Here is a 21,589-nt window from a genome sequence, read left to right as displayed (position 1 = left end):
GAGGGCGAGCAATCGCCCTTTTTTATTATGGCGATTGAACAGATTCAGATCCGCGGCTTCCGCTCAATACGGAACCTGACGCTATCGCTTCAGCAGCTGAATGTGGTGAGCGGTCCCAACGGCTGCGGTAAATCCAACCTCTATAAAGCGGTGCGGTTGCTGCATGAGGCTGCCAGCGGTCGTCTGGCGCTGGCGCTGGCTGAAGAAGGCGGCATCCAGAAAGCGATGTGGGCCGGTGGTTTACGCCGGGGCGATCGCCGACACGATCCAAAGCGACTGGAGCTGGCGGTGGTGATGGATGATATGGATTACCAGCTGGAGATTGGTTTTCCCGAGCCACTGTCGACCAGCCTGTTCAATCTGGATCCGCTGGTGAAGCAGGAGCGGCTCTGGCTCAGCGGCCAGCGACGTCGTCCTTCTGCCTGCATCATGCAGCGCGAAAACCAGACCGCCTTTCTGCACAACGTTGAAGGTGAGCGCGTCGCCTATCCGGCAGTATTGCATCCGGAGGAGTCGCTGTTTGGTCAGCTTGGCGAACCCCATCTTTATCCGGAGCTTTCGCAACTGCGTGAACGTCTGCAGCAGTGGCGCTTCTACCACGAGTTCGCGGTCTGGCCCGGCTCACCGATTCGTGCGCCGCAGATTGGCGTGCGTGCGCCGGTGCTCGCTCACGATGGCCGCAATCTGGCAGCGGCCTGGGCGACCATCGTGGAGCGTGGTCATTCAGAACTGTTGTTTGAGGTTATGGCGCAGGCGTTTCCCGACTGCCAGTTTGACGTCGAGGTGCAGAACGGCCGTTTTCAGATGCTGATGTCCCGTCATGGCATTCTGCGTCCGCTGGAGAGCGCGGAGTTTTCTGATGGCACGCTGCGGTTTCTCTGTCTGGTTGTGGCGCTGCTCAGCCCGCGTCCACCCGCCTTTATGGCACTGAATGAACCGGAAAACAGCCTGCATGAGGATTTGTTGCCTGCGCTGGCGCGGTTAATCGCCGAAGCCAGCGAGTACAGTCAGCTCTGGATCACCAGCCATTCACCCCGACTTGCAACGCTGATTGCGCAGCATACGGCGGTGAATCATATTGCACTGGAGCAACGGGAAGGGGAGACGCGTGTGAAGGAGGATGAACCGCTGTAATAGCGTCCCCGCAGGGACGCTCCGGAATTACTCGACCACAGTGATGCGGAAACCGGCAAATTCCACGGTCTGACCGGCTACGATCTTGCAGCGCTTACGGGTTTCAACCGCGCCATTCACCTTCACTTCACCCTCGGCAATCACGACTTTCGCCTGTGCACCGCTCTGAACCCAGCCTTCCAGCTTTAACAGGTCACACAGATCGACATGCGGGAATTTACCCAGTGAAAAACTTGTCATTTAAAAAACCTCTTTATCATGAAACTCTTCGCACGCCTGCAGCGTGTTTTGAATCAATGTTGCTACTGTCATTGGACCCACACCGCCCGGCACCGGGGTAATGTAAGATGCGCGCGCTGATGCGCTGTCATAGTCAACGTCGCCTACGACTTTGCCGCTCTCCAGACGGTTAATGCCCACGTCGATAACGATGGCACCGGGTTTGATCCAGTCGCCCGGAATAAAGCCTGGCTTGCCCACAGCAACGACCAGCAGATCGGCGTGCTCAATGTGATGACGCAGATCTTTGGTAAAGCGATGGGTAACCGTTGTCGTACAGCCCGCGAGCAAGAGCTCCATGCTCATCGGACGACCAACGATGTTGGATGCCCCGACCACCACAGCGTTCAGGCCATAAGTGTCAATGTTGTAGCGCTCCAGCAGCGTGACGATACCGCGTGGCGTGCAGGGACGCAGGGTTGGTGCACGTTGACACAGGCGGCCGACGTTATAAGGGTGGAACCCATCGACATCTTTGTCAGGCGTAATCCGCTCCAGCACTTTCACGTTATCGATGCCCGCTGGCAGCGGCAGCTGTACCAGAATGCCATCGATTTCATCATCCTGATTGAGCTTATCGATCAGCTCCAGCAGCTCAGCCTCGCGGGTGGTGGCAGGCAGATCGTAAGAGCGGGAGTGGAAACCAACCTCTTCACAGGCGCGGCGTTTGCTGGCCACATAGATCTGCGAAGCCGGATTTTCACCCACCAGAACCACTGCCAGACCTGGGGCACGTTTTCCGGCCGCCAGACGCTGCTTCACTTTTTCCGCAACCTCAACGCGCACCTGCTGCGCAATCGTTTTACCGTCAATAATTTTTGCTGCCATCAGAGAGGAAATCCACTGTGTTGTGTTGAATCGGGGAAGGGCGCTATTTTGTCAGAAGCGTGGGCTGCTGTCAGTTACAGTTTCAGCCGTGTATGCGCTTTCCGATGTTTTCGTCGCGACGATGCCAGCCTGCATGCGTATGATATCTGCAGGACAATCCGGGGACGATGTAATGATTTGGATAATGCTTGCGACTCTGGCGGTGGTATTTGTTGCTGGATTTCAGCTGCTCACCGCGGGCTCACGCCACGCCGCCCAGCGGCTCAGCAAACGACTGCAGCTGCCACCGGTACAGGTGGAATCAATGATCTCTATGATGGGAAAAGAGGCCGCGAAAGAGTTTACCGACTATCTCAGCCACGATAATGAAACGCATCTGCATAATGGCGCAGCGGTACTGCTGATCTGGCAGGTGTTGATTGTTGATGGCAGCGAGGAGAACAGCCAGCGCTGGCATACGATTCTCAGTCGCGCCGGTTTTTCACCGCTTATCAGCCGCCAGCAGCTGCTACTCGCGCTGGGCTTTCTGCGCCAGCTGGAACCGGACAGTCAGGAACTGCACGCACTTCGTGAGCAATACAACGCGCGCTTCACATCACAAGGGATTGAGCTGGAAGGAGAATTGACCGGCAGCAGTAAACTCGTGTCGCTCAGCGAATGGCGCAGTCGTCACTGACGCCAATTGGTTATTCCCGCAGCACTTCGCTGCGGGGAAACGGCAAAAACGTTGACGTACCCGCTTCCCGACGTATAATCCGTGCCATCTCCATGCGCCCTTAGCTCAGTTGGATAGAGCACCGGCCTTCTAAGCCGTAGGTCACAGGTTCGAATCCTGTAGGGCGTACCAAATTCTCTCCTATTTTTTGCATACTGAGACTCTTTTTTCTCTATTGTCAGTTTGATACCTCAACATTTTACTCTTATTTATGTTCAAAAAACGAATTGCCCGCATTACTCGCATGGCTGTTTGGATAGGTTAGTATTTTTCTGTGCTTACGATCTGCTTATTGTGCATGCTGTTTTTTGCATATAGCATTTTAATATCATGCGCAATTGCATGGATATGATGTTCAGGCAGAGCCTTCTGAGGTGAGGAAACGTTGATACCAGTGCTGGCCAGGTAAGCAGGTTGGTTAGCATGTGTCTCGTTCACTGTGCTATATTTCGCACGTATCGCAACGTTATTCAGGATGAATCAGATGAACGAATTTGAGCAAGAACTCTATAATAACGGCTTCTCTGCTAAAGATATCGGTAAGCTCAAGAGCATCATTAAAAAAGACGAATCAAAAAAAGATACACTACAAAGCCTCGTTATTGATTTGAGTAAACGCTTCTGGGGCGGTGTCATTGCTCTTGTTATTTTGCTACTGATTGGACTGGATGGCATTTTCAATGCGGATGCTTCAAATGCCATTCCATATATTATTGTTCTGACGTTTGCATTTCTTGTGGTCTATTTTGTGACTCCTCTGAACCTCTCCTGGAAAGCTAACAGGTTTATCAGAAAAACCAGAGGTTAGTTTTGTGCAGGGCTATTTTGCATTTGGTATAGGTTCAAACCTACTCCAGCCCCCTTATAGGCTGCTCCAGCGCCTTTTAAGGCAAGTGCTGGTTTACTCATAACCTGAACCTTGCGGTAATAGTCTGTTGGCAGATATTTGTATAGCCGCCATGCTTCTGGCTTTAAAGTCAGTTTGAAAATGCCATAGTATGATGTTGTCAAATCAACTACCTGATAGGCTAACAAGCCGAGTCGCTTATCAAAACCAAAAAAATCTGCAACATCTTCATATTTATCTCTTATTGGGTTCGATGGGTGAGGCACACCGCTGAGTTTTCCTATGCTCTCAATCCCTGATCCCACTCCATTCATCACCAGGGTCGAACCCGCTACAACACCTAAAATATTACCTGTAGTGACAGAACCTACAATCAGACCGACACCAGCCACGATTTGCAAGCCACTTAACACCACGCCGATCCCATTGATGACATATCCAATGACCTTTTCATGGTCATGATAAAACTGCACGGAAGACGATACGACAGCTTCACCGGTCCTAAGCATTCTGTCCTGAATCTTGAGATGCTGACTTTCCTGCTTAAGATTCTGAATGCACTCCTGACACTGATCGTCAGAATTTGAAGTACGAATGGTATGGATCTGTAAACGAGCGAACTCGCGCACCTCATCCTGGAATTTCAGTTTTACAAGAGCATCCTTGAGGTGAAATTGAGAAAGTGAAGTAGCTATGTTAACTAAATGATTAGCTTCAAGATTTGCCATCGTCAGAAAATAGTTTGAGAGTCTTTTTGTGTCCCAGTAGTTGTCCATAACAGTGCCTCTGTAAAAACGTGGTCTCACTAAACGTGATTTTCAGATCCTAAAATAGCTGGAGTTGTATGGGATCACAAATTGAGGTGTGCAAGTTTTGCAATGCTGAGCAATTTATCGATGATTGACCTGCTGACCTGCTGACCTGCTGACCTGCTGACCTGCTGACCTGCTGACCTGCTGACCTGCTGACCTGCTGACCATGAATAGTGATGTATTCATAAGTCACTGGAGAAGATCCTTTGAAGAAGTATTTTTCCTACACACCAATCTTCAGTATTCTCCGCGAGACAGAAGCCGGTGTTTTGGCCCGGGAGCGCTGCCACAGGCTGTATACCGGAAGTCTCATCAGCTGCTAACCGTACTCAGGATTTCGGTCAACATACCATCAATATGTAGCCTGCATAAATTTATAAGGCAGAAGCTATTATAATCAGGGGTTAAAACTATTTTTTAAAATATACGAATATTTTTTAAGGTGATTTTGTTCATTTTTATTCAGGAGCTGGCTGTAAAAATAACATATTCTTTTCATGTTGTATGATTTTCAATTCTTTGTTGCTGGTCATTTTTTCTGTGTAATCTGATTATACATGCTCGAAAGCTGTTCTTCAGTGAGTGATGCGCCAACCTTTATTTAACATTAATTTAAAGTTGGTTCATTTTTGATTGTGTCTTTGTTTAAGGTTCCTGAACTTAAAGGTGGTGTCAGGAAAAAAATTTAGTTACATTAGTTTCGCATTAACGAGATGATGAATGAAATTACATAATATGGATCCGGCTGGTAATAATGATTTTTTGGGTGGATGGCTGGTTTTTTATTAGGGCGTTTAAAGGAAGGTAATAAGCAGGTGATTTTTTTAATTATTCCTTTTATTCTTGCTCGCAGTGTGAAATTGCTTCGCTTAATACGATAGGTGAAGGTTGTGACGTTAACATGCTTTTTCAGGGCGAAGTGAGCTATTAAAGTTATCTGTTTAATTTTATCCTCTGGCTTGCGGGCATGATAAATGTCAGAGAACTAATACATGCTGGGACACCCACTGCAGTGGAACCAAATGTCCTCTTCAGGAATCTGATCATGTTAATAAACCAGAGCAAAGTGACAGCGAGGATTATGAACGTCAACACTGAGCGTGGGTAAAATTAAAAAGCGAGGTTAATAAGCCGAATTCAACTTATTTGAGATGTCACCAAATTCCATTATCTTTTCTATGGGGCTGTTTTTAGCTTGCTACCGATTTTGCTGGTGAACTGAGCGGATTTTTTAAATATTAAAAATCTAATTTTCTCTTGAGATCTTAATGTCTGTGAGTTTAATTCATGTCAGAAACCCAAAGTAAACTGGGCAAGGCCCGGCCGCCACGCGTGCATATTACCTATGACGTTGAAGTTGGTGGCGCGGAAACCCAGAAAGAGTTGCCACTGGTTATTGGTGTGATGGGCGAATTTTCGGATGAAAAAAAGCCCCTTCGTGAGCGACGCTTTGTTCAGATTGATAAAGACAATTTTAATGAAGTGATGCAGGGCATGAAGCCTGAAATCGAAATGCTGGTTGATAATGAACTGAATAATGACGATGGAAAGCTGTCGGTCGCACTGCGTTTCAATTCTATTGAGGATTTCGCTCCTGAAAATATAGCTCTACAGGTGGAGCCTCTGAAAAAACTACTTGAGCTGCGGGAGCAACTGAGTGATTTACGCAACCGTACAGCCAGTAATGATCGCCTGAAAGAACAACTGGCGGAACTGCTGGCCAATCAGCCTTCAGAAACGAAAGTTGATAATGTGGGAGAAGAGGCAGAATGAGTGCTGAGGAAATGCAGGCTGCAGTCACAGAGGCGGTCAGTGCCGATTACCTTGATCAGATAATTGACAATACCCAGGCTATCAGGCGTGAGTCTGATCGCAGCAAGCTGAGGTCTCAGCTTGATAGTTTCCTCAGTGAGGTGGCAACAGGCGCTGTTGTTGTAAGTAATGACCTGGTGGGTAGCATTGAGGAGCGCATCACAGTCATTGATGCCCTTCTTTCGGCGCAGATCAGCAAAATCATGCAGGCGCCAGCGTTTCAGAAAATGGAATCTTCGTGGCGGGGTCTGCAGAAGCTGGTTCAGAGCAGCGTTACGGAAAACACGAAAGTCCGGGTGTTGAATTGTACCAAAAAAGAGCTGATCCGCGATTTTAAATCTGCCTCTGATTTTGACCAGTCAGTCCTGTTCAAAAGCGTCTATGAGAGCGAATACGGCACTTTTGGTGGAGAGCCGTACTCCGCATTTGTGGGCGATTTTGAATTCGACGCCATGCCGGAAGATTTATATCTGCTGGAGCAGATTTCTCATGTGGCGGCGGCGGCTCACGCCCCTTTCCTCACGGCAGCGGATGCCGGCATGTTTGGTATGAATAACTTTCAGGAGATGCCGCGTCCCCGGGATCTCGGCAAGCTTTTTGACACGTCAGACTATATCCGCTGGCGTTCTTTCCGACAGAGCGACGACGCCCGCTACGTTGGACTCACACTTCCCCGGGTTATAGGTCGCCTGCCTTATGGTGCCAAAACAACACCAGTAGAGATGTTCAATTTCGAAGAGAAAATCGACGAGAGCCGTGAGGGAGCCAGCTATCTGTGGATCAATGCCGCCTATGAACTGGCCGGCCGAATGATTTCTGCTTTTGAAGATCATGGATGGTGTGCGGCTATTCGCGGTGTTGAAGGTGGTGGTCTGGTGAAGTCGATGCCGGTGTATAACTACATTTCGCATACCGGCGAGAAGGTATTGCAGTGTCCAACGGAAGTGGCTATCTCCGACCGCCGTGAAAAAGAGTTAGCAGACCTCGGGTTCATTCCTCTGGTGTACTGCAAAGGAACGGATTATGCCGCCTTTTTCGCTGTGCAGTCGGCAAATAAACCGCGGAAATATGACTCCAACCTTGCAAACGCGAATGCGCGGTTATCAAACCAACTGCAGTACATTATGACCACATCAAGGTTTGCTCATTACCTTAAATCGATTGTGCGGGATAAAGTCGGCAGTTTTATGTCCAGAACAGAATGTCAGAACTTCCTGCAAAACTGGATTAATCAATATGTGGTGGGCTCTGACAATGTCGGCCTGCATATTAAGGCCAGCCATCCGCTGCGCGAAGCCCGGATTGAGGTAGTGGATGTCCCGGAAGCTATCGTGCCGTGGCCTATCTGAGGCCTCACTTCCAACTTGAGGGACTGACGATGTCGCTTCGGCTTGTAGCTGAATTACCTGCATCGGCAGGCTGATAAAAAACGTATTATAACCAGGAGAAGATATGTCCAGTGCAAGTAATCTATTTATGCAAATCGACGGTGTAAAAGGAATTGTAACTGATAAACAGTATAAACAGTGGATTGCTATCGGTCATGCATCAATGGGCGTGCATAGCCAGGCCAGTATTGATAATGGCAGTGGGCAACTGAATAGCAGCGGCGTGCATTTTGAAGATATTTCTATTGCGAAGGCGCTGGATGCCACATCAACCCAACTGGTTGATATGGTTGCGCAGGGAACCAACGTTAAAAAAGTGATTATTGCGCTGAACGTCAAAACTGACAATAAAGATAATGAAATTTGCCGCTGGGAATTTGAGAATTGCATTTTTACCAGCCATAACATCAGCCTGCATAATTCAAACGGTATACCTGATGAGCAGCTTGCCATGGTATTTGGCTCGGTTAAGTTCCAGACCAGTATGATTACGTCTGAAGGTTCAACCAGTAAACAGGGTCCTGTTGGCTGGAATCAAGTCACTAATACCAAACTTTAAGTTAAGCGGCAGCGCGCTTTATAGCGTGCTGCTTATGGGAACATTATGCTTTTACAGCTGCTGTCTGATGATAATCCTGTCGCCCAGGATGAAATCCCGGAAATTATTTCGGATGACGGGGTGCTCGCAGCGGAGCTATTGATGCTGCTCTCATCCAGGCCTCGGCACTACCACGTTTCAGACATGCCTGAAATATGTCAGTCGGTCATTAACTACGGTATCAGCGATGTGTTTCCGGGAGGGATATCCAGAAGTGATAGAAATATTATTCTTGAATCCCGCATTTTACGTGCGCTTCAGCTTTTCGAACCGCGTTTAAAAGACGTCACGGTGTCCGCCGGAAACGAAAGTTATGGATGCAGTTCCTTTATTATTGAGGCTGAAAAAAATAATGCTCTCATCCGTTTTTATCTGGAATGGGATGACGTCCTCAGCCATTTCTCATTACGTTAACAGTGGTTTCTGACATGCTGTCAAAGAAGTTGCTTTCTTATTATCAGAATGAGTTGAGCTATCTCAGAAAATACGGAAAACGGTTTTCCCGTCATTTTCCGAAGGTTGCCCGACGTCTTGGCATGTCAGATGGACTGTCCGAGGATCCGCACGTTGAGCGGATCATCGAGTCTTTTGCACTTGTTACTGCGCAAATTCAGCAGCGTCTGGATGAGGATATGCCTGAAGTAACCGAAGCTCTGCTGACCGTTCTGGCTCCTCAGTTTCTCCGGCCGTACCCGTCGGTATGTATTGTACAGATGCAGCCTGACAAAAGAATCAGCGGACTGACCACTGGCTGTGAGGTTGAGGCCGGGACAATGCTCTATACCCGACAATCAGAGGAGCATGTCTGCCATTTCAGGACGCTTTACCCGGTCATTATGGAGCCCATGACGCTTGAGGAAACAAGTCTCAGGTTTGATAACAGCACTCTGCGCTGGCAACTGGAATTACGGCTTCAGGTCTGGCCGGGAGCAATCCTGAATTCACCCTCACTGCGCTTTTATCTTAATGGCAGCAGTCTGGCAGTGAATATACTTTACACACTGATAAATGATGAGATTGAAGCCTTTTCACTGGTTTGCGGAGAAAAGCATTATTTACTTTCTGAATCTGATATTCAGGTCGTGGGATTTAACCGTGCAGAGAGTATTCTCGAATGCGATCCCCGTATATCACCGGTCTATGCTCTGCTTCAGGATTATTTTTATTTCCCTCAGAAGTTCCATTTTATTGATTTCAGCCTGCCCGCAGGACTCACTGTGACATCGAATGAGGTCATGTTGTTCAGGCTGCGTTTTCGCCAGTGCGCGATGGTTGCAATGCTGGATAAAATTGCTTGCTCGGTTGACCGACATTTTTTCCGGCTGCACTGTACGCCGGCAGTAAACCTTTTTCCAATGCGCGCTGAACCTCTGGTTCCGCACGATGATACTGCGGAATATCCTGTGAGACCCGATATCCGTCATGGTGATGCTATAGGAATATGGTCAGTGAACCGCGTTTGTGCCACGCACAAAACGGGTAATGAAATCAGCACAAGGGATATCGCGCCGCTGTTTGGTCTGTCGCATTCCGTTACAGGGGGAGAGCAGGGGACATACTGGCAGTGTATGCAGCGTGAAACCGTTGATGAAAGTGGCCCTGCAAACCGCCTGTTTATTGCTTTTTCCGACCGCGGTGAAAAGCCTCTGACGCCGAAGAATGACTTGATTAATATAGAACTGACCTGCTATGACCGGGATATACCCTCCAGCATACGCAATGGTAATCCTGAAGGGGATTTCGAGTCGGATCTGGCAGTAGCGGGAGTGACCATTACGGCACTCACGCGGCCCACGCGAACCGTCTCTCAGCCGGTAAAACAGGCTTCACGCTGGCGGCTCATCTCGCATTTATCCCTCAATCATATGCTCATCAGCGGCGATAACGGGGTTCAGGTCCTTAAAGAAACATTTGCGCTATATAACATTAATGATAATCCCGCTATTCAGCAGCTGATCGGATTAATCAGACATGTCGTTGTAACACCTGTGACCGCTCGTCTGGTGAGCAACGATCCCCTGTCAATGGCGCGTGGGGTTGAGATCTGTGTGACTTTCCAAAGTTCCGCCGCAGAAGAACCTGAGTATTTTCTATTCTGTCGTTTTATTGAGCACTTTCTTTCGCTTTATGCACCAGTAAACAGCTTTTCACAGGTCGTAACCTGCATCGAATTTCATCAGGAAAGCCGGCGAGTGTGGCCTGTGCGGAGCGGGAGGCTGTCGTGGATTTAAGTACGATTTTCAGCCGATATAACTTTTTCCAGCAGGTTCGCCTGATGTTGCGGCGCCTGAAGGAACGACCTGAGAGTAACGGAACAAAATCGCTGACCAGTGATATCAGTTTTGTATCGCCTCTTTCACTTGACGCTCCAGCAGGCGAAGTGGGTCAAATTATCAGAACGGAAGAGGGAGTATGGCAGGTTGAGGTTCTGATGTATGGAATGACGGGTGCTCTGGGAGCACTACCCACGACGTATACAGAATGGATGCTGGAGCGCTATTACCGATACGGTGATAAAACGGCGAAAGCATTTATTGATATCTTTAATAACAGATTGCATGCCCTGCGTTATCTGGCCTGGCTTAAATATCACTATTACGCCTCGTATGAGTTGAACAGTCAACGCCCTCTCAGCGAGGCGTTGCTGGGGCTGGCTGGCGTCATGCAGTCTGCTCCTGCGCTTCAGAATGAAGCCTTCGCAGGTCTTTTTATGCACCCTGTGCGGTCAGCCCTGAACCTTGAAACATGGCTGGAAAACCTTTTTTCCGTTCCCGCCCGAGTGCGTTCTTTCACCGGAGGATGGCTGAAGGTTCCTTCTGAGCAGTGTTGTCATCTTGGTCATGTCAGGCTGACTCTGGGACAGGCCCCTATGCTGGGTCAGATGCGCAGAGACAGGGCTTCCGGCTTTACAGTGGAATTGGGCCCGTTGCCATTAAGTCATGCGCCACAGTATCTGCCTGGCGGAAAATTCTATGCCGACCTGTTAAAACGCATTCGCGAATATGTTGGTCCCGGACTGGCATTCTCGGTCGAAATAATTACAAAACATGATCGCCACGGCGTCCCGGGGGGATGTCTCGGTGTGGATCTATGTCTCGGGCAGCCCGGACCAGGTTTTCATCGTGTTTATTTACCCGTGTGCCGTGAACAGGAATAAATAAATGTTATCAGGTCAGGAAAATCGCTTTATCCGTTTTGTCGGACAGTCTGCATCGTCTCTGGTTCTGTTGTCCCTGGAAGGTAAAGAACAGTTGTCTGCGCCGTACGACTTCACAATCCGCTTTCGTTCAACACTGACATCGTCAGAAACGGCGAGTTTGCTGGGTGAGGAACTTGCCTGCCATGTTGGTTCAGGACAGCGCTCGCGTTATGTGCAGGGGGTCGTAACAGAAATGGAAGAAGAAAGCGATGACAGGGGGATCTGTACCTGGCACGCACGGTTACAGCCTCGCCTGGCTCTGCTGAAAATGGGCCGTAATCTGTCCGTATATCAGAATATAACGGTACCCGACCTGGTGTGTCGTTTGTTACGCGGGAATAACATCACCGATATTGACCTGCGGTTACATGGCAGTTATGCACCGCATGAATACTGTATTCAATACCGTGAATCGGACTTTGATTTTATCAGCCGACTTCTTGAGCAGGAAGGAATTTACTATTTCTTCTGCCAGACCAAAGATCGACATACGCTTGTCCTGGCCGATCATCCATCCGGTCACTACCGTGCAATAACACCTGAGCTGGCCTATCAGCCTGAAGCGGGAAAGGGTGAGGATGGCGGCATTTCGAGCTGGTCATCCCGTGTAAGTCTGGCAGTGTCTTCTGTTCATTATAAAGCGTTCAGTTTCGAACAGGCGGCTACCGCAGAGGGCGAATGTCTGTGTAATAACCTGGAATACAGTGCTCAGGGGATCAGTTTCGTTGATGCGTATGACCTGAGTGACCGGGAGACGCTGCAAAGCGCTGCACGGCTGAAAATGGAGCAGCTTGAAGCGCAGACCCGCTATGCGCATGCCCGCATTCAGGCATGGTGGCTAAGTTGCGGCGAGACGTTCTGTCTCACGTCGCTGCCTGATCAGGCAGGCGAATATATTATGCATTCCCTGACATTTCAGGCTGTCAGCAACCTGGATGATGGTTTACCCGATTTTAAGTGTAACGCGTCAGTTTTTGATACCGCCAGAGTGTGGCGGCCTGAGTGTGTCACGCCCGTACCTGACATACCCGGAGTACTTACGGCGACTGTGGTCGGTCCTGCCTCTGAAGATGTGCATACGGATGAGTACGGCCGCATAAAAATACAGTTCCCCTGGGACAGCGAAAATAAGAATGATGACAGCAGTTCCTGCTGGGTCAGGGTATCTCAGCCCTGGAGCGGCGCGCGCTTCGGTGCCATGTTCATCCCCCGCATCGGCAGTGAGGTGGTGGTTAGTTTCCTGCTCGGCAATCCTGACAATCCGCTTGTTACCGGCACCGTCTCCAACGGCAGGAACCTTCCTTTGCTTAACCTGCCCGGTGAGAAAGAACAGGCGGGATTTGTATCAAGAAGTTCTCTCAATGGTTCAGTGGAAGAGGGGCATCAGCTCCGTTTTGACGACAAAAAAGGAGAAGAAAAGCTAACTCTCGTCGCCCAAAAAGATATGGATGTGGTGGTCAAAAATAATCTGACGACGGCCGTTACTTCTGCGGTTAAAGAGACCATCGGCTCTGATCGCTCCACGGAAATCACCAAAGGAAACGATGCGCTCATTCTGCATCAGGGAAATTGTAACCTGACCCTGGAACAGGGAGATTTTAACACCCTCCTTCAACAGGGAAACATGGCGCTGGGTCTGCAGCAGGGGAATTACAGCCTGAAAATTAATGGTCACCTGCAGCAAAATCTGAAAGACGGAAGCCATTCACTCAGCATATCCGGGGGAGGCAGCACAATAAAGGCAGATAAGCGCTGTGTTATCGAGTCAACCCAGGCGGTTGAGCTGAAAGTGGGCAGCAGCAAAATCTCCATTACCCCGGCCGGAATAACGCTGAGCGGCACCACCATCAAAATTGAAGGGACAGCCACGGCAGAACTGGGTGGTGCAATGGTCACGATCAAAGGAAGCGGCATGACCCAGGTCAAAGGTGGCGTGGTCATGATTGGCTGAGGATGACAAAAATGACTGTGTCTAAGATTTTATCCCCGGAAGGGGTTGCGAAGATTCGGGATTCGGCGTCCTGGCATGAAAACATGCATAGCCTGCTGACCGCTTTGCACTGGGAAGACGCGCTTGGGTACTGGGTAAACGCGTGTACGGCTGAGAAATTGATTGCCTGGCTGCTACCGCATTCAGTCAGCACGCTGCCGCCGGGTGAATCCACCCATGCATTTGAAGCCGATATCAGTAACTGGCTTAAAACCTACGAGGATAACTACCGCTGGCGTATTTTTCATCAGGCTGAATCGCTGGGTTTTTCCACACCTGCAGGTGCTCTTGGCCTGGCGATTTTCTGGACGGGAAGCCTGACGCAGCCGGAATATGAAGCTGTATATGCTGACGAACATCTTACGCCCCTGATGCTCTGTACCGTGTTGCGACTCCTGAGCATCAGGCTTGCCGGACCCGATACGCCGGATTTTGGCGCACGGCAACTCTATTCTCTTTGGCTTCCGGTGCAGGAGAACGAATGATGGGACAGCCAGCAGCACGAGTCGGCGATATGCATATCTGCCCGATGGTCACTCCGGGAGTGCCGCCAATTCCTCATGTGGGAGGGGCGGTATCAACGCCCGGTACACCCACGGTGCTGATAGGCGGCGTGCCTGCAGCGACAGTGGGATCGCTTGCCATCTGTGTGGGGCCACCAGACAGTTTAGTGGCGGGAAGTACCTGCGTATTCATTGGTGGTAAGCCAGCGGCGCGTATGGGGGACATCTGTGCCCATGGTGGAACGGTTGTCGCAGGTTGCGTCACAGTGCTGATTTCATGAAAGGGCATAGGGATGAAAATTGATTTAGACGAGCTTCTCTTGCCCCTGCCCGGAGGGCAGCCAGCGGGCAGATGCATGGAATATGAATCTGTATATGAAGAGATCCGTCAGGCGCGTGAGAGCGATCCGGACTTTCTGCCACAGGACGAATGGCGGACACCCCTGCGTAAAGCCGACTGGCCAAAAGTAATACGTCTTAGCGCATCAATACTGCGTGAAACCAGTAAAGACTTGCAGGTCGCCTGTTGGCTGGTTGAAGGGACCAGCCAGCAATACGGGATTGTCGGTATCAGGGAAGGCCTTGCTTTTCTGCATCGTTTTGTTGCCCGTTACTGGGACAGTGGCTGGCCCAGGAAAGACGATGACGATGGCCTGTTGATTAGTCATGCCATCGTCAGCCGGCTTGATCGGCAACTGTCTGATCTGATTATTCAGCTTCCTTTGCTCAGTCAGCCTGAAAGCACGCTCGAATACTGGCGGAAGGTACTGGCTTATGAACATCAGGCGTCAATGGCTCCGGGTGAACGCGGCAGCGAGGATTTTTCAGCCGAAACGTTTCACCTTTGGGCCTCCCGGCAGTCAGCGGAAAAGTTAGCACGACTGTCTGATGAATTGTTACTGCTGTCAGTATGTCTTGCAGATTTTGAAGCCACATATCAGACGCTGAATCCGCAAAAAGAAGGACCAGCACTAGGGCAGACAGCTCAGGGAATTAATGACCTGCAGGCATTTTCACAACGACTGGCCGGGTTAGTGACACCAACCAGCGAAGATGTCATGTCGCTTAATGTTCTCGCACGGAATGACGAACAGCCTGTGTTAAAAACCAATGAGCTGGCTTCAGGATCAGGCAATCAGCAAATGTCTCGCGATCTGGCGATCACCCAAATGTTAACGATTGCTCATTTTTTTCGTCAGTCTGAGCCCTCGAGTCCGGTTCCATTTTTAATGGAGCGAGCTGCCCGCTGGGCTGACATGACGCTGACGGAATGGCTGGAAGAGATGCTGAGTGATAACAACACTCTTCAGGATATTAATAACGTGCTAACGGGGCCAGGGAAGGAATGATTATAAAAGGGAAAAATCTGTGCTTTTTCAGCCTGATATGGATGTTGTCAGGTTGTGCGGGACATCAGAGCAGTTTGCAAAATTCAGCGAAACCAGATCTGTCAGCGCCGTTTTCAGCTGGAGCCATTAGCGTAACGCTAAATGCCAGGCCTGACCTGAATCTGGTCAACGGCATGGCCAACAGTTGCACTATTTTATTGCTTCAGGCTGCAAAAGCCGAAACGCTTGAACAGATACTCATCAATCCTGTGAAAGTAAAGAGCCTGTTTGCGGGGGCAGGAGTCGGGACGGATGCGGCAAACGGCCACGCAGTTTTACAGATTGATCGTTACACCATGATGCCGGGACAGACAACCACGTTGCATGTCGACAGGGCAATGCACACGCGATACATGGCGCTGATTGCAGGGTACTACCCATTCCCGGGTAAACAGCACCAGATCCAGGAAGATATTCCTGTAAGGAAATACAAGACAGGATGGCTGAATCCCGTCTGGCATCGCGAACTTTCACCATTATCTCTGGCAATCACGCTGGGAAGTGAGGGAATTATCAGCACACAGAAAAACGTTCAGAAAAGCCAGGCTCCGGATGTCAGCCTGCCTGACATTGATCTGACTGAGACAAAAAATAGCGGAGCAGATAAACAATGAACGCTGAAGAACAACAGATCTATTGGCATTCTGGACTTTATCTGCAACCTCAACATTTACAGTCGCTCGATCTCCATTATGCATGGTTGCATGCCCGTCATCGGCAGCAGGCGCAACCTTATAACTACGGGATTAGTGAGATGTCTGTGAACAGGGCTGCTCTGAACGATTATGTCATGAGTGTTGATAGCATTAGTTTCTTTCTTCCGGGTGGAGATTATCTGACGTACCCCGGAAACTGTCGTATTCAAAAAAGAAACTTTCGTGATGCCTGGAAACTTCGCGATCATCCTTTAACGTTATGGCTGGCATTACCGCGGTTTGACGCTGCCCACTGTAATGTGACGTTGCCAGAAAAGGAAAACAGCCATGTGGTAACTCGCTGGCTGAGTATGGCAAACGCTCCTCTGATGAAAGACGTGCATGGTAGCGGTCCTGAAACTGAAGTAAACCGTATCTTATATAATGTTTTGTTGCTGACGAGCGAGGAAAAAGAGGCCGCAACCAACTGTGAATGCATCCCATTGGTAAGGTTGTGTCATGAGGGTGAGCAAGTGGTCTTTGATTCAATGTTTTCACCTCCTGCCGTTACGCTCTGTGGCAGCCCCTCACTGCATAAGCTCATTGAGAGCCTTGTGTTCGAAATCGGAGCCAGAACCCGGAAACTCGAAGAATATAAGCGTCCGGAACAGCTGGTCAGCCGTCAGGAACGGAGCGATCAGCTAATTCAACTGATGACTATGCGCTCTCTTAATCGCGCATTACCCGTGCTGAAAAATTACATGGCGGCTGCTCAGGTACATCCCTGGAGTATTTATAATTTACTGAGTCAGCTTGTCGGCGAACTTTCCTCATTCAGTGATTGTTGTAATTGTCTGGGAGAATGGAAAGGGGAGGAAAATATCGCCCTGTATTATGATCATGAAAAACTATTTGACTCATTTTATCGTCTGAGAACGACGTTAACTATGCTTATGAACAGCCTGGTGCTTGAAGACAGCACGTATATAAAGCTGAAAAATGAGAATGGCATATTTTGTGGAGAGATAACGAAAAATCAGGAACTGAAGAAAGGCGATGTTTTATTGTTATTACGTACTTCGGAAAAAATCCTGAGCCAAAGTGGTCAGTTCAGTGCGGCAGGCTTTAAGCTTGCCTCGGGTAATACGATTGACGGATTGATTCGACATGCTTTGCCAGGGGTAGCGCTCACCGCCTGCGAAAATCCACCTCGGGGAGTGCCTGTTCGCAACGATTATTATTATTTTCACATACACCACAATTCTGACCAGTGGCGTTCTGTAGCTGAAAATGGGGAGGTTGCGTTTTATTTTCCTGAAATGCCGGATGACCTGGAAGTGCAGCTGGTTTTTACGGGGGCAGAATGAATTCTCTGTTAAATCATTATCTACCTGTGTTCAGTATGGGAATAAAGTTCAGTCTGACGCCCGAGGATTATCCTGACTGTAATCATTTCAGAAATGAGTGCATTACATTGCTGGATAAGGCTATGCTGAACTCAGAATTATTATACAGCCTGCAGGACTGTGAGGATTCACATTTTTCGGTGATTGTATGGCTTGATGAAATGGTATTAAAAACGTCACCGGACTGGGTAAATGAATGGCGCACCAGCATGCTGCAAAGTCAAAGGTTCCGGACGGCGATCGGGGGCGAGGAATTTTACACCCGTCTTGATAGAATTGATTTAGTGAATAAGGACCTGCGGCAGGTTTACCTTTTTTGTTTGCTCATGGGTTTCCAGGGGAAGTATGCTCATAAGAGGAGCGATGAATTACAGTTGCGTATCAGTGATGAAAGGAAATGTCTTCCAGATGAATGGCAGTCCTGGCCCGGTGTTGCGAGAATTATAGCAACGGACGTCGAATTAAATTCGCGCCAGTCTTTTCAGAGGTTGCGTTTTTTTCATAACAAAACATCATTGTTTTTATTTGGTGCTATTTTTTATCTGACAACTCTTTCAGGACTGCATCTGTTAATCCGGAACTAATATGTTAAAAAAGATAATTCCCGTTATAATCTGGGCGGTTTTGCTGTGCATTCTTTTCATCTTTTGCCTTTTCCTGTCAGTATGGATGGAAATATCTCTTGTTTACGCCATTGTTTTATGGTTTTTTTTTATTTTTTCTGTTTGTCTGGTTAGTCTGCTTCGGAAATCGTTATCCGCCTTGCAAAAACAGGATTATTTTCAGAAGCTTTTTTCCCGCCATGTATTTTCCCGTACAGAACGGATCCTGTATACACACTGGAGATCGGGCGTACGTAGATTAAAAAAAGCCAAAAGAATAAATAAGGTCTATCCCTGGTTTTTTATTACCGCAGCAGGCAACAGTCATTCAACCCTGCTGTCGGGGTCAGAGATGATGCCAGCTTCGGGATGTCGGGAAAATCGGGAGATCACGCCAGCCCGAACCCTGCGGTGGTGGTTTTTCCAGCCACTGTCATTTCTGGAACTGCCCGGACTATTTTCTGAGTCCGGATGTGTGAAAAAAGTCTGGAAACGAACTGCGAGCTGGTTTCATGCGGCTCCGCCGCCGGCCGGCGTTGTCGTCTGCATTTCTGTTACCGAATTGCTGAATCTTCGCGATGAGCCGCCTGTCATCAGGGGGAGGCGTATACGTGCTTGCCTGGAGCCGTTGCTGAATAAAACCAGAAGACGTTTGCCGGTTTATGTCCTGGTGACAGAGTGTGAAAATATCCCGGGATTCAGCCGCTGGATAAGTGCGCTATCACCAGAACAACAGCACCAGCCTCTGGGATATTTCTGGCTCACGCCTCCCGCGATTGATAGCCGTGATCCCTCATTCCTCAGTCCCCTTTTCGATGCCATGAGAGAGGGGCTAAATAACGTGCGTATCAGCATGTTTTCCGGAGCAAAGCCTGATGCTGATACACTTTTTCTGCTGGACATGCCTGAGCAGATGCAGTCGCTTCAGCCTGTATTGCATCAATATATTGCGTCCATCTGTGGGGATGATGTCAGTTCAGACTCTACGGTCCCGGCATTAGGCGGGATCTGGTTTACGGCAACAGAACCTGTTAGCAACACATCAAATGAGAGAAAGAGTTATTTTACAGGAGAGTTGTTTTCCAGAACGCTGCCATTTATCAGTAGCAACAGCAAAATATTATACACATGCCCTGTCCGCGGCTTTTTGAGCCGCAGGGGAACGCTTTTTATCGCGAGCATAGTTACATTTCTGCTGTTGATTAGCGCGACAATGACCTTTCATGTTGTTGATACCGATAAAAGCAGTGATGTAATTAGCTCTCTTTCTCAGCTGGAATCGATTGATGCTGCTCTTCAGCATCCGGTCCGCTATTTACCTTTCATAAGTGTGCTTTATTCCCGCCAGGACGAGATTGAGGATAGGATATTATCCTATTCGGTGATTCATTATCAGGATGATCGCGAGGTTATCAGCCGTTACCACCAGGATTTCAAACTGGCCGTTCCGGAAAAACAACGTGAACTCATCCTGGAACTTGCTCGTGCTGTTGTGGCAAAAGAAAGCCTTCTGAACGGCAACGCACTGGCTTCGTCATCAGGAAAGTCACCGATATCTCCTGCCCTGACAATGATGACTAGCGATATTTCCCTGACTCCACGCCAGAGTTTGCTGCTCCAGCGTGCACTTTTGTTGCGTAATGGAGGAGAACAACAGATATCCCGTTTAAGACGTTTACTGGGTGAACTTGTCAGTGACGATCCACAGTGGCGATGGCTGCTGGCATCAACTCAGCAGATTTCGCCTGTACGTTCGGGAAGCTTTTTTCCAGGAAGTGGTGACAAAGTTAGCATTGATGGCATCTGGACAGCGGAGGGGACGCAACAAATTTACCGCTGGCTGAAAGAGATTCACTACGCAGCAGGTAAAAAAATAGACTTACCCGCCTTGGCACGGTTTGAACAACGCCTGCCTGCACTACGTCAGTCGGCCTGGATTAAGTTTATTATACAGCTGAACAGACTGCCTGTTTCGGATCTGAGTGAGCAACAGTGGTCTGATATCTTGCTCAATATTGCCCAGGGAAACAGTCCTGCAACAGGCCTTGCGCGTATGGTAAATCAGCAGCTTGCAGACATCAGTCATGCTGACGCTTCGCCCTGGCTGTTACAGCTGCGAAAGCTGGTTGAATTGCAGACGAACAGTGTTTCAGGAACGCTGGTTCGACAGTTCAGTCAGCGCAAGCAGGAGCTGGATTTTGTCTTCGGGGAGTGGCTTAAAAAGGGCAAGGGCGCTCAGGTTATTACTGACGCGGGCTTACAGGCACAGTCGTGGACGGATTGGCAGAGCAGTTTACATTCTGCCGTATCAGATGCACTTAATTCGCCATCAGATACTCCCTTGCTGACGTCAGGTCTGTTTGCCCCTGTTCAGGGAAACGAAAACAATCCACTTCCTGCACTGAGTAAGCGTTTCACTGCATTGCGTAAAAACCTGATCTTTGTGACGCCAGATGCCGGTGTTGGCGCGGTCTGGACACTGTATGGGCAGGATAAAAAATTGATAATCGCTCATGCCATGCAACAGAGTGGATGCTGGTTACAGCATCAATGGCAAAGCACGGTGCTATGGCCACTGGAGCAGAACGCCAGGCGAATAGACTATCCGGCACAACAGGCTCTCGCACACCAATATATTTCCTCCTTTATGCGTGATTCAGCAAAACATGTTCTCGCTATCGGTAAGAACGGTGCTGAAGCAGGCAAATTTGAAGGCCAGCATATAAAGCTGAACCAATCGTTTATCTCCCTGATAAACGCGGAACTCAATCCCGATGATTTGCTGCCCATGCCTGAGCGGGATAAAACCCGTAAGGATGACAAATTAGCCCTGCTCAGAGCCCAGCAGAAAAGTCTCGAAGATAAGCAGAAACAGCTGGAGAGCACGCCCAGAGAACTGAGCCTGCATAGCCTGCCAGCCACAGTACCTGGTGGTGCCGGGCTAATGCCTGTCGGCACAAAACTTACTCTTTTTTGTGACGATCAACGCTGGGTACTGAAGAGTATGAACTTCGATGAACAGGCGCTTTTCAGATGGCGGCCGGGTCATTGCGGCCGGGTGGCACAGCTTATTCAGTTTCCCGGCTTCAGCCTTGAATATAACTACACAGGAGAGAGTGCCTGGCCAGATTTCCTCAACGATATAGCAGAAGGGCAGCACACTTATCAGGCGGAGGATTTTTCCGACCAGGCTGCATTATTGCGTGCGCAGGGTATTAAACAAATTATGGTTCGCTATCAGCCAGCCAGGCTGATGTTCAGGAGACCTGGCGGCAATGGCAGGCGCTTGAACACGCACTTGATGAGAATAATAGCGCGCAGCAAGCGTCTCTCATTCAATCCGGCGATGGACGCTTTTCTGAACAGCAGAAACACCTGCTTTCCCGCCTTCCTGCAAAAATTGCAAGTTGCCCCTGACCAGCTGTCGGATGAACTGTTCATTTAGTATAAAAA

Annotated in this window: 19 protein-coding genes, 1 tRNA gene and 1 pseudogene; 18 read left to right on the top strand and 3 right to left on the bottom strand. The window is 49.1% G+C overall.

The window, feature by feature from the left end:
- The first annotated feature begins 27 nt into the window (after nt 1–27).
- A complete protein-coding gene (locus tag KTJ90_RS14345) occupies nt 28–1,134 on the top strand; it encodes an AAA family ATPase (protein WP_003849451.1) in 1,107 nt (368 codons plus the stop codon).
- A gap of 27 nt (nt 1,135–1,161) precedes the next feature.
- Here KTJ90_RS14345 and ybcJ read toward each other — a convergent pair whose 3' ends face one another.
- A complete protein-coding gene (gene ybcJ / locus KTJ90_RS14340) occupies nt 1,162–1,374 on the bottom strand; it encodes a ribosome-associated protein YbcJ (RefSeq protein WP_003849455.1) in 213 nt (70 codons plus the stop codon).
- Complete coding sequence (gene folD / locus KTJ90_RS14335) at nt 1,375–2,241, bottom strand: bifunctional methylenetetrahydrofolate dehydrogenase/methenyltetrahydrofolate cyclohydrolase FolD (protein WP_003849457.1); 867 nt, start codon at nt 2,239–2,241, stop codon at nt 1,375–1,377.
- A 172-nt stretch (nt 2,242–2,413) separates the two neighbouring features.
- On the opposite strand from folD, the gene KTJ90_RS14330 reads away from it, so the two are divergent.
- The 3 genes from KTJ90_RS14330 to KTJ90_RS14320 all read left to right on the top strand — a co-directional run bounded on the left by KTJ90_RS14330 (nt 2,414) and on the right by KTJ90_RS14320 (nt 3,764).
- Nucleotides 2,414–2,917, top strand: coding sequence for a DUF1198 family protein (locus KTJ90_RS14330; protein ID WP_008924930.1), 504 nt, complete (start codon nt 2,414–2,416; stop codon nt 2,915–2,917).
- A gap of 94 nt (nt 2,918–3,011) precedes the next feature.
- Nucleotides 3,012–3,088, top strand: a tRNA-Arg gene (locus KTJ90_RS14325).
- Between the two features lie 352 nt (nt 3,089–3,440).
- The gene (locus tag KTJ90_RS14320) at nt 3,441–3,764 is read left to right on the top strand and encodes a hypothetical protein (RefSeq protein WP_008924965.1); all 324 of its coding nucleotides are present in this window, start codon (nt 3,441–3,443) and stop codon (nt 3,762–3,764) included.
- Here the strand turns inward: KTJ90_RS14320 and KTJ90_RS14315 are convergent.
- Nucleotides 3,761–4,579 (bottom strand): DUF4225 domain-containing protein, encoded by an 819-nt coding sequence (locus KTJ90_RS14315; protein WP_008924966.1) that lies wholly within the window; start codon nt 4,577–4,579, stop codon nt 3,761–3,763. The genes KTJ90_RS14320 and KTJ90_RS14315 overlap by 4 nt on opposite strands.
- 1,323 nt (nt 4,580–5,902) lie before the next feature.
- On the opposite strand from KTJ90_RS14315, the gene tssB reads away from it, so the two are divergent.
- The 14 genes and pseudogenes from tssB (at nt 5,903) to KTJ90_RS14245 (ending at nt 21,581) form a co-directional block, all read left to right on the top strand.
- Nucleotides 5,903–6,388: a type VI secretion system contractile sheath small subunit gene (gene tssB, locus KTJ90_RS14310; protein ID WP_003854105.1), complete on the top strand. Its 486-nt coding sequence runs from the start codon at nt 5,903–5,905 to the stop codon at nt 6,386–6,388.
- Nucleotides 6,385–7,850: pseudogene (tssC, locus tag KTJ90_RS14305) on the top strand (type VI secretion system contractile sheath large subunit). The gene tssB and the pseudogene tssC overlap by 4 nt, the downstream one beginning before the upstream one ends.
- Before the next feature lie 29 nt (nt 7,851–7,879).
- Nucleotides 7,880–8,374: an Hcp family type VI secretion system effector gene (locus tag KTJ90_RS14300; RefSeq protein WP_008924967.1), complete on the top strand. Its 495-nt coding sequence runs from the start codon at nt 7,880–7,882 to the stop codon at nt 8,372–8,374.
- Nucleotides 8,375–8,419: 45 nt separating this feature from the next.
- Nucleotides 8,420–8,827, top strand: coding sequence for a GPW/gp25 family protein (locus KTJ90_RS14295; protein WP_499025100.1), 408 nt, complete (start codon nt 8,420–8,422; stop codon nt 8,825–8,827).
- A 14-nt stretch (nt 8,828–8,841) separates the two neighbouring features.
- A complete protein-coding gene (gene tssF / locus KTJ90_RS14290) occupies nt 8,842–10,644 on the top strand; it encodes a type VI secretion system baseplate subunit TssF (protein ID WP_485522275.1) in 1,803 nt (600 codons plus the stop codon).
- Nucleotides 10,635–11,570, top strand: a complete 936-nt coding sequence (gene tssG, locus KTJ90_RS14285; RefSeq protein WP_008924969.1) for a type VI secretion system baseplate subunit TssG — start codon at nt 10,635–10,637, stop codon at nt 11,568–11,570. The genes tssF and tssG overlap by 10 nt, the downstream gene beginning before the upstream one ends.
- A 4-nt stretch (nt 11,571–11,574) precedes the next feature.
- Nucleotides 11,575–13,563, top strand: coding sequence for a type VI secretion system Vgr family protein (locus KTJ90_RS14280; RefSeq protein WP_008924970.1), 1,989 nt, complete (start codon nt 11,575–11,577; stop codon nt 13,561–13,563).
- Nucleotides 13,564–13,574: 11 nt separating this feature from the next.
- Nucleotides 13,575–14,087: a DUF6931 family protein gene (locus KTJ90_RS14275; RefSeq protein WP_008924971.1), complete on the top strand. Its 513-nt coding sequence runs from the start codon at nt 13,575–13,577 to the stop codon at nt 14,085–14,087.
- Nucleotides 14,087–14,386: a PAAR domain-containing protein gene (locus KTJ90_RS14270; RefSeq protein ID WP_181162220.1), complete on the top strand. Its 300-nt coding sequence runs from the start codon at nt 14,087–14,089 to the stop codon at nt 14,384–14,386. The genes KTJ90_RS14275 and KTJ90_RS14270 overlap by 1 nt, the downstream gene beginning before the upstream one ends.
- Before the next feature lie 12 nt (nt 14,387–14,398).
- Nucleotides 14,399–15,454: a type VI secretion system protein TssA gene (gene tssA / locus KTJ90_RS14265; RefSeq protein ID WP_008924973.1), complete on the top strand. Its 1,056-nt coding sequence runs from the start codon at nt 14,399–14,401 to the stop codon at nt 15,452–15,454.
- A complete protein-coding gene (locus tag KTJ90_RS14260) occupies nt 15,451–16,107 on the top strand; it encodes a type VI secretion lipoprotein TssJ (RefSeq protein ID WP_154925868.1) in 657 nt (218 codons plus the stop codon). The genes tssA and KTJ90_RS14260 overlap by 4 nt, the downstream gene beginning before the upstream one ends.
- Nucleotides 16,104–17,495: a type VI secretion system baseplate subunit TssK gene (gene tssK, locus KTJ90_RS14255; protein ID WP_008924975.1), complete on the top strand. Its 1,392-nt coding sequence runs from the start codon at nt 16,104–16,106 to the stop codon at nt 17,493–17,495. Before KTJ90_RS14260 ends, tssK begins: the two co-directional genes overlap by 4 nt.
- Nucleotides 17,492–18,118: a DotU family type IV/VI secretion system protein gene (locus tag KTJ90_RS14250; RefSeq protein ID WP_499025093.1), complete on the top strand. Its 627-nt coding sequence runs from the start codon at nt 17,492–17,494 to the stop codon at nt 18,116–18,118. Before tssK ends, KTJ90_RS14250 begins: the two co-directional genes overlap by 4 nt.
- Nucleotide 18,119: 1 nt before the next feature.
- Nucleotides 18,120–21,581 (top strand): type VI secretion system protein, encoded by a 3,462-nt coding sequence (locus KTJ90_RS14245; protein WP_499025091.1) that lies wholly within the window; start codon nt 18,120–18,122, stop codon nt 21,579–21,581.
- The last annotated feature ends 8 nt before the right edge of the window (nt 21,582–21,589 follow it).

Source organism: Pantoea jilinensis (genome assembly GCF_019104105.1).
Classification (GTDB): Bacteria; Pseudomonadota; Gammaproteobacteria; order Enterobacterales; family Enterobacteriaceae; genus Pantoea; species Pantoea eucalypti.
The sequence above is the reverse complement of the archived record's forward strand: the minus strand, read 5'-3'. Positions and strand labels throughout refer to the sequence as shown.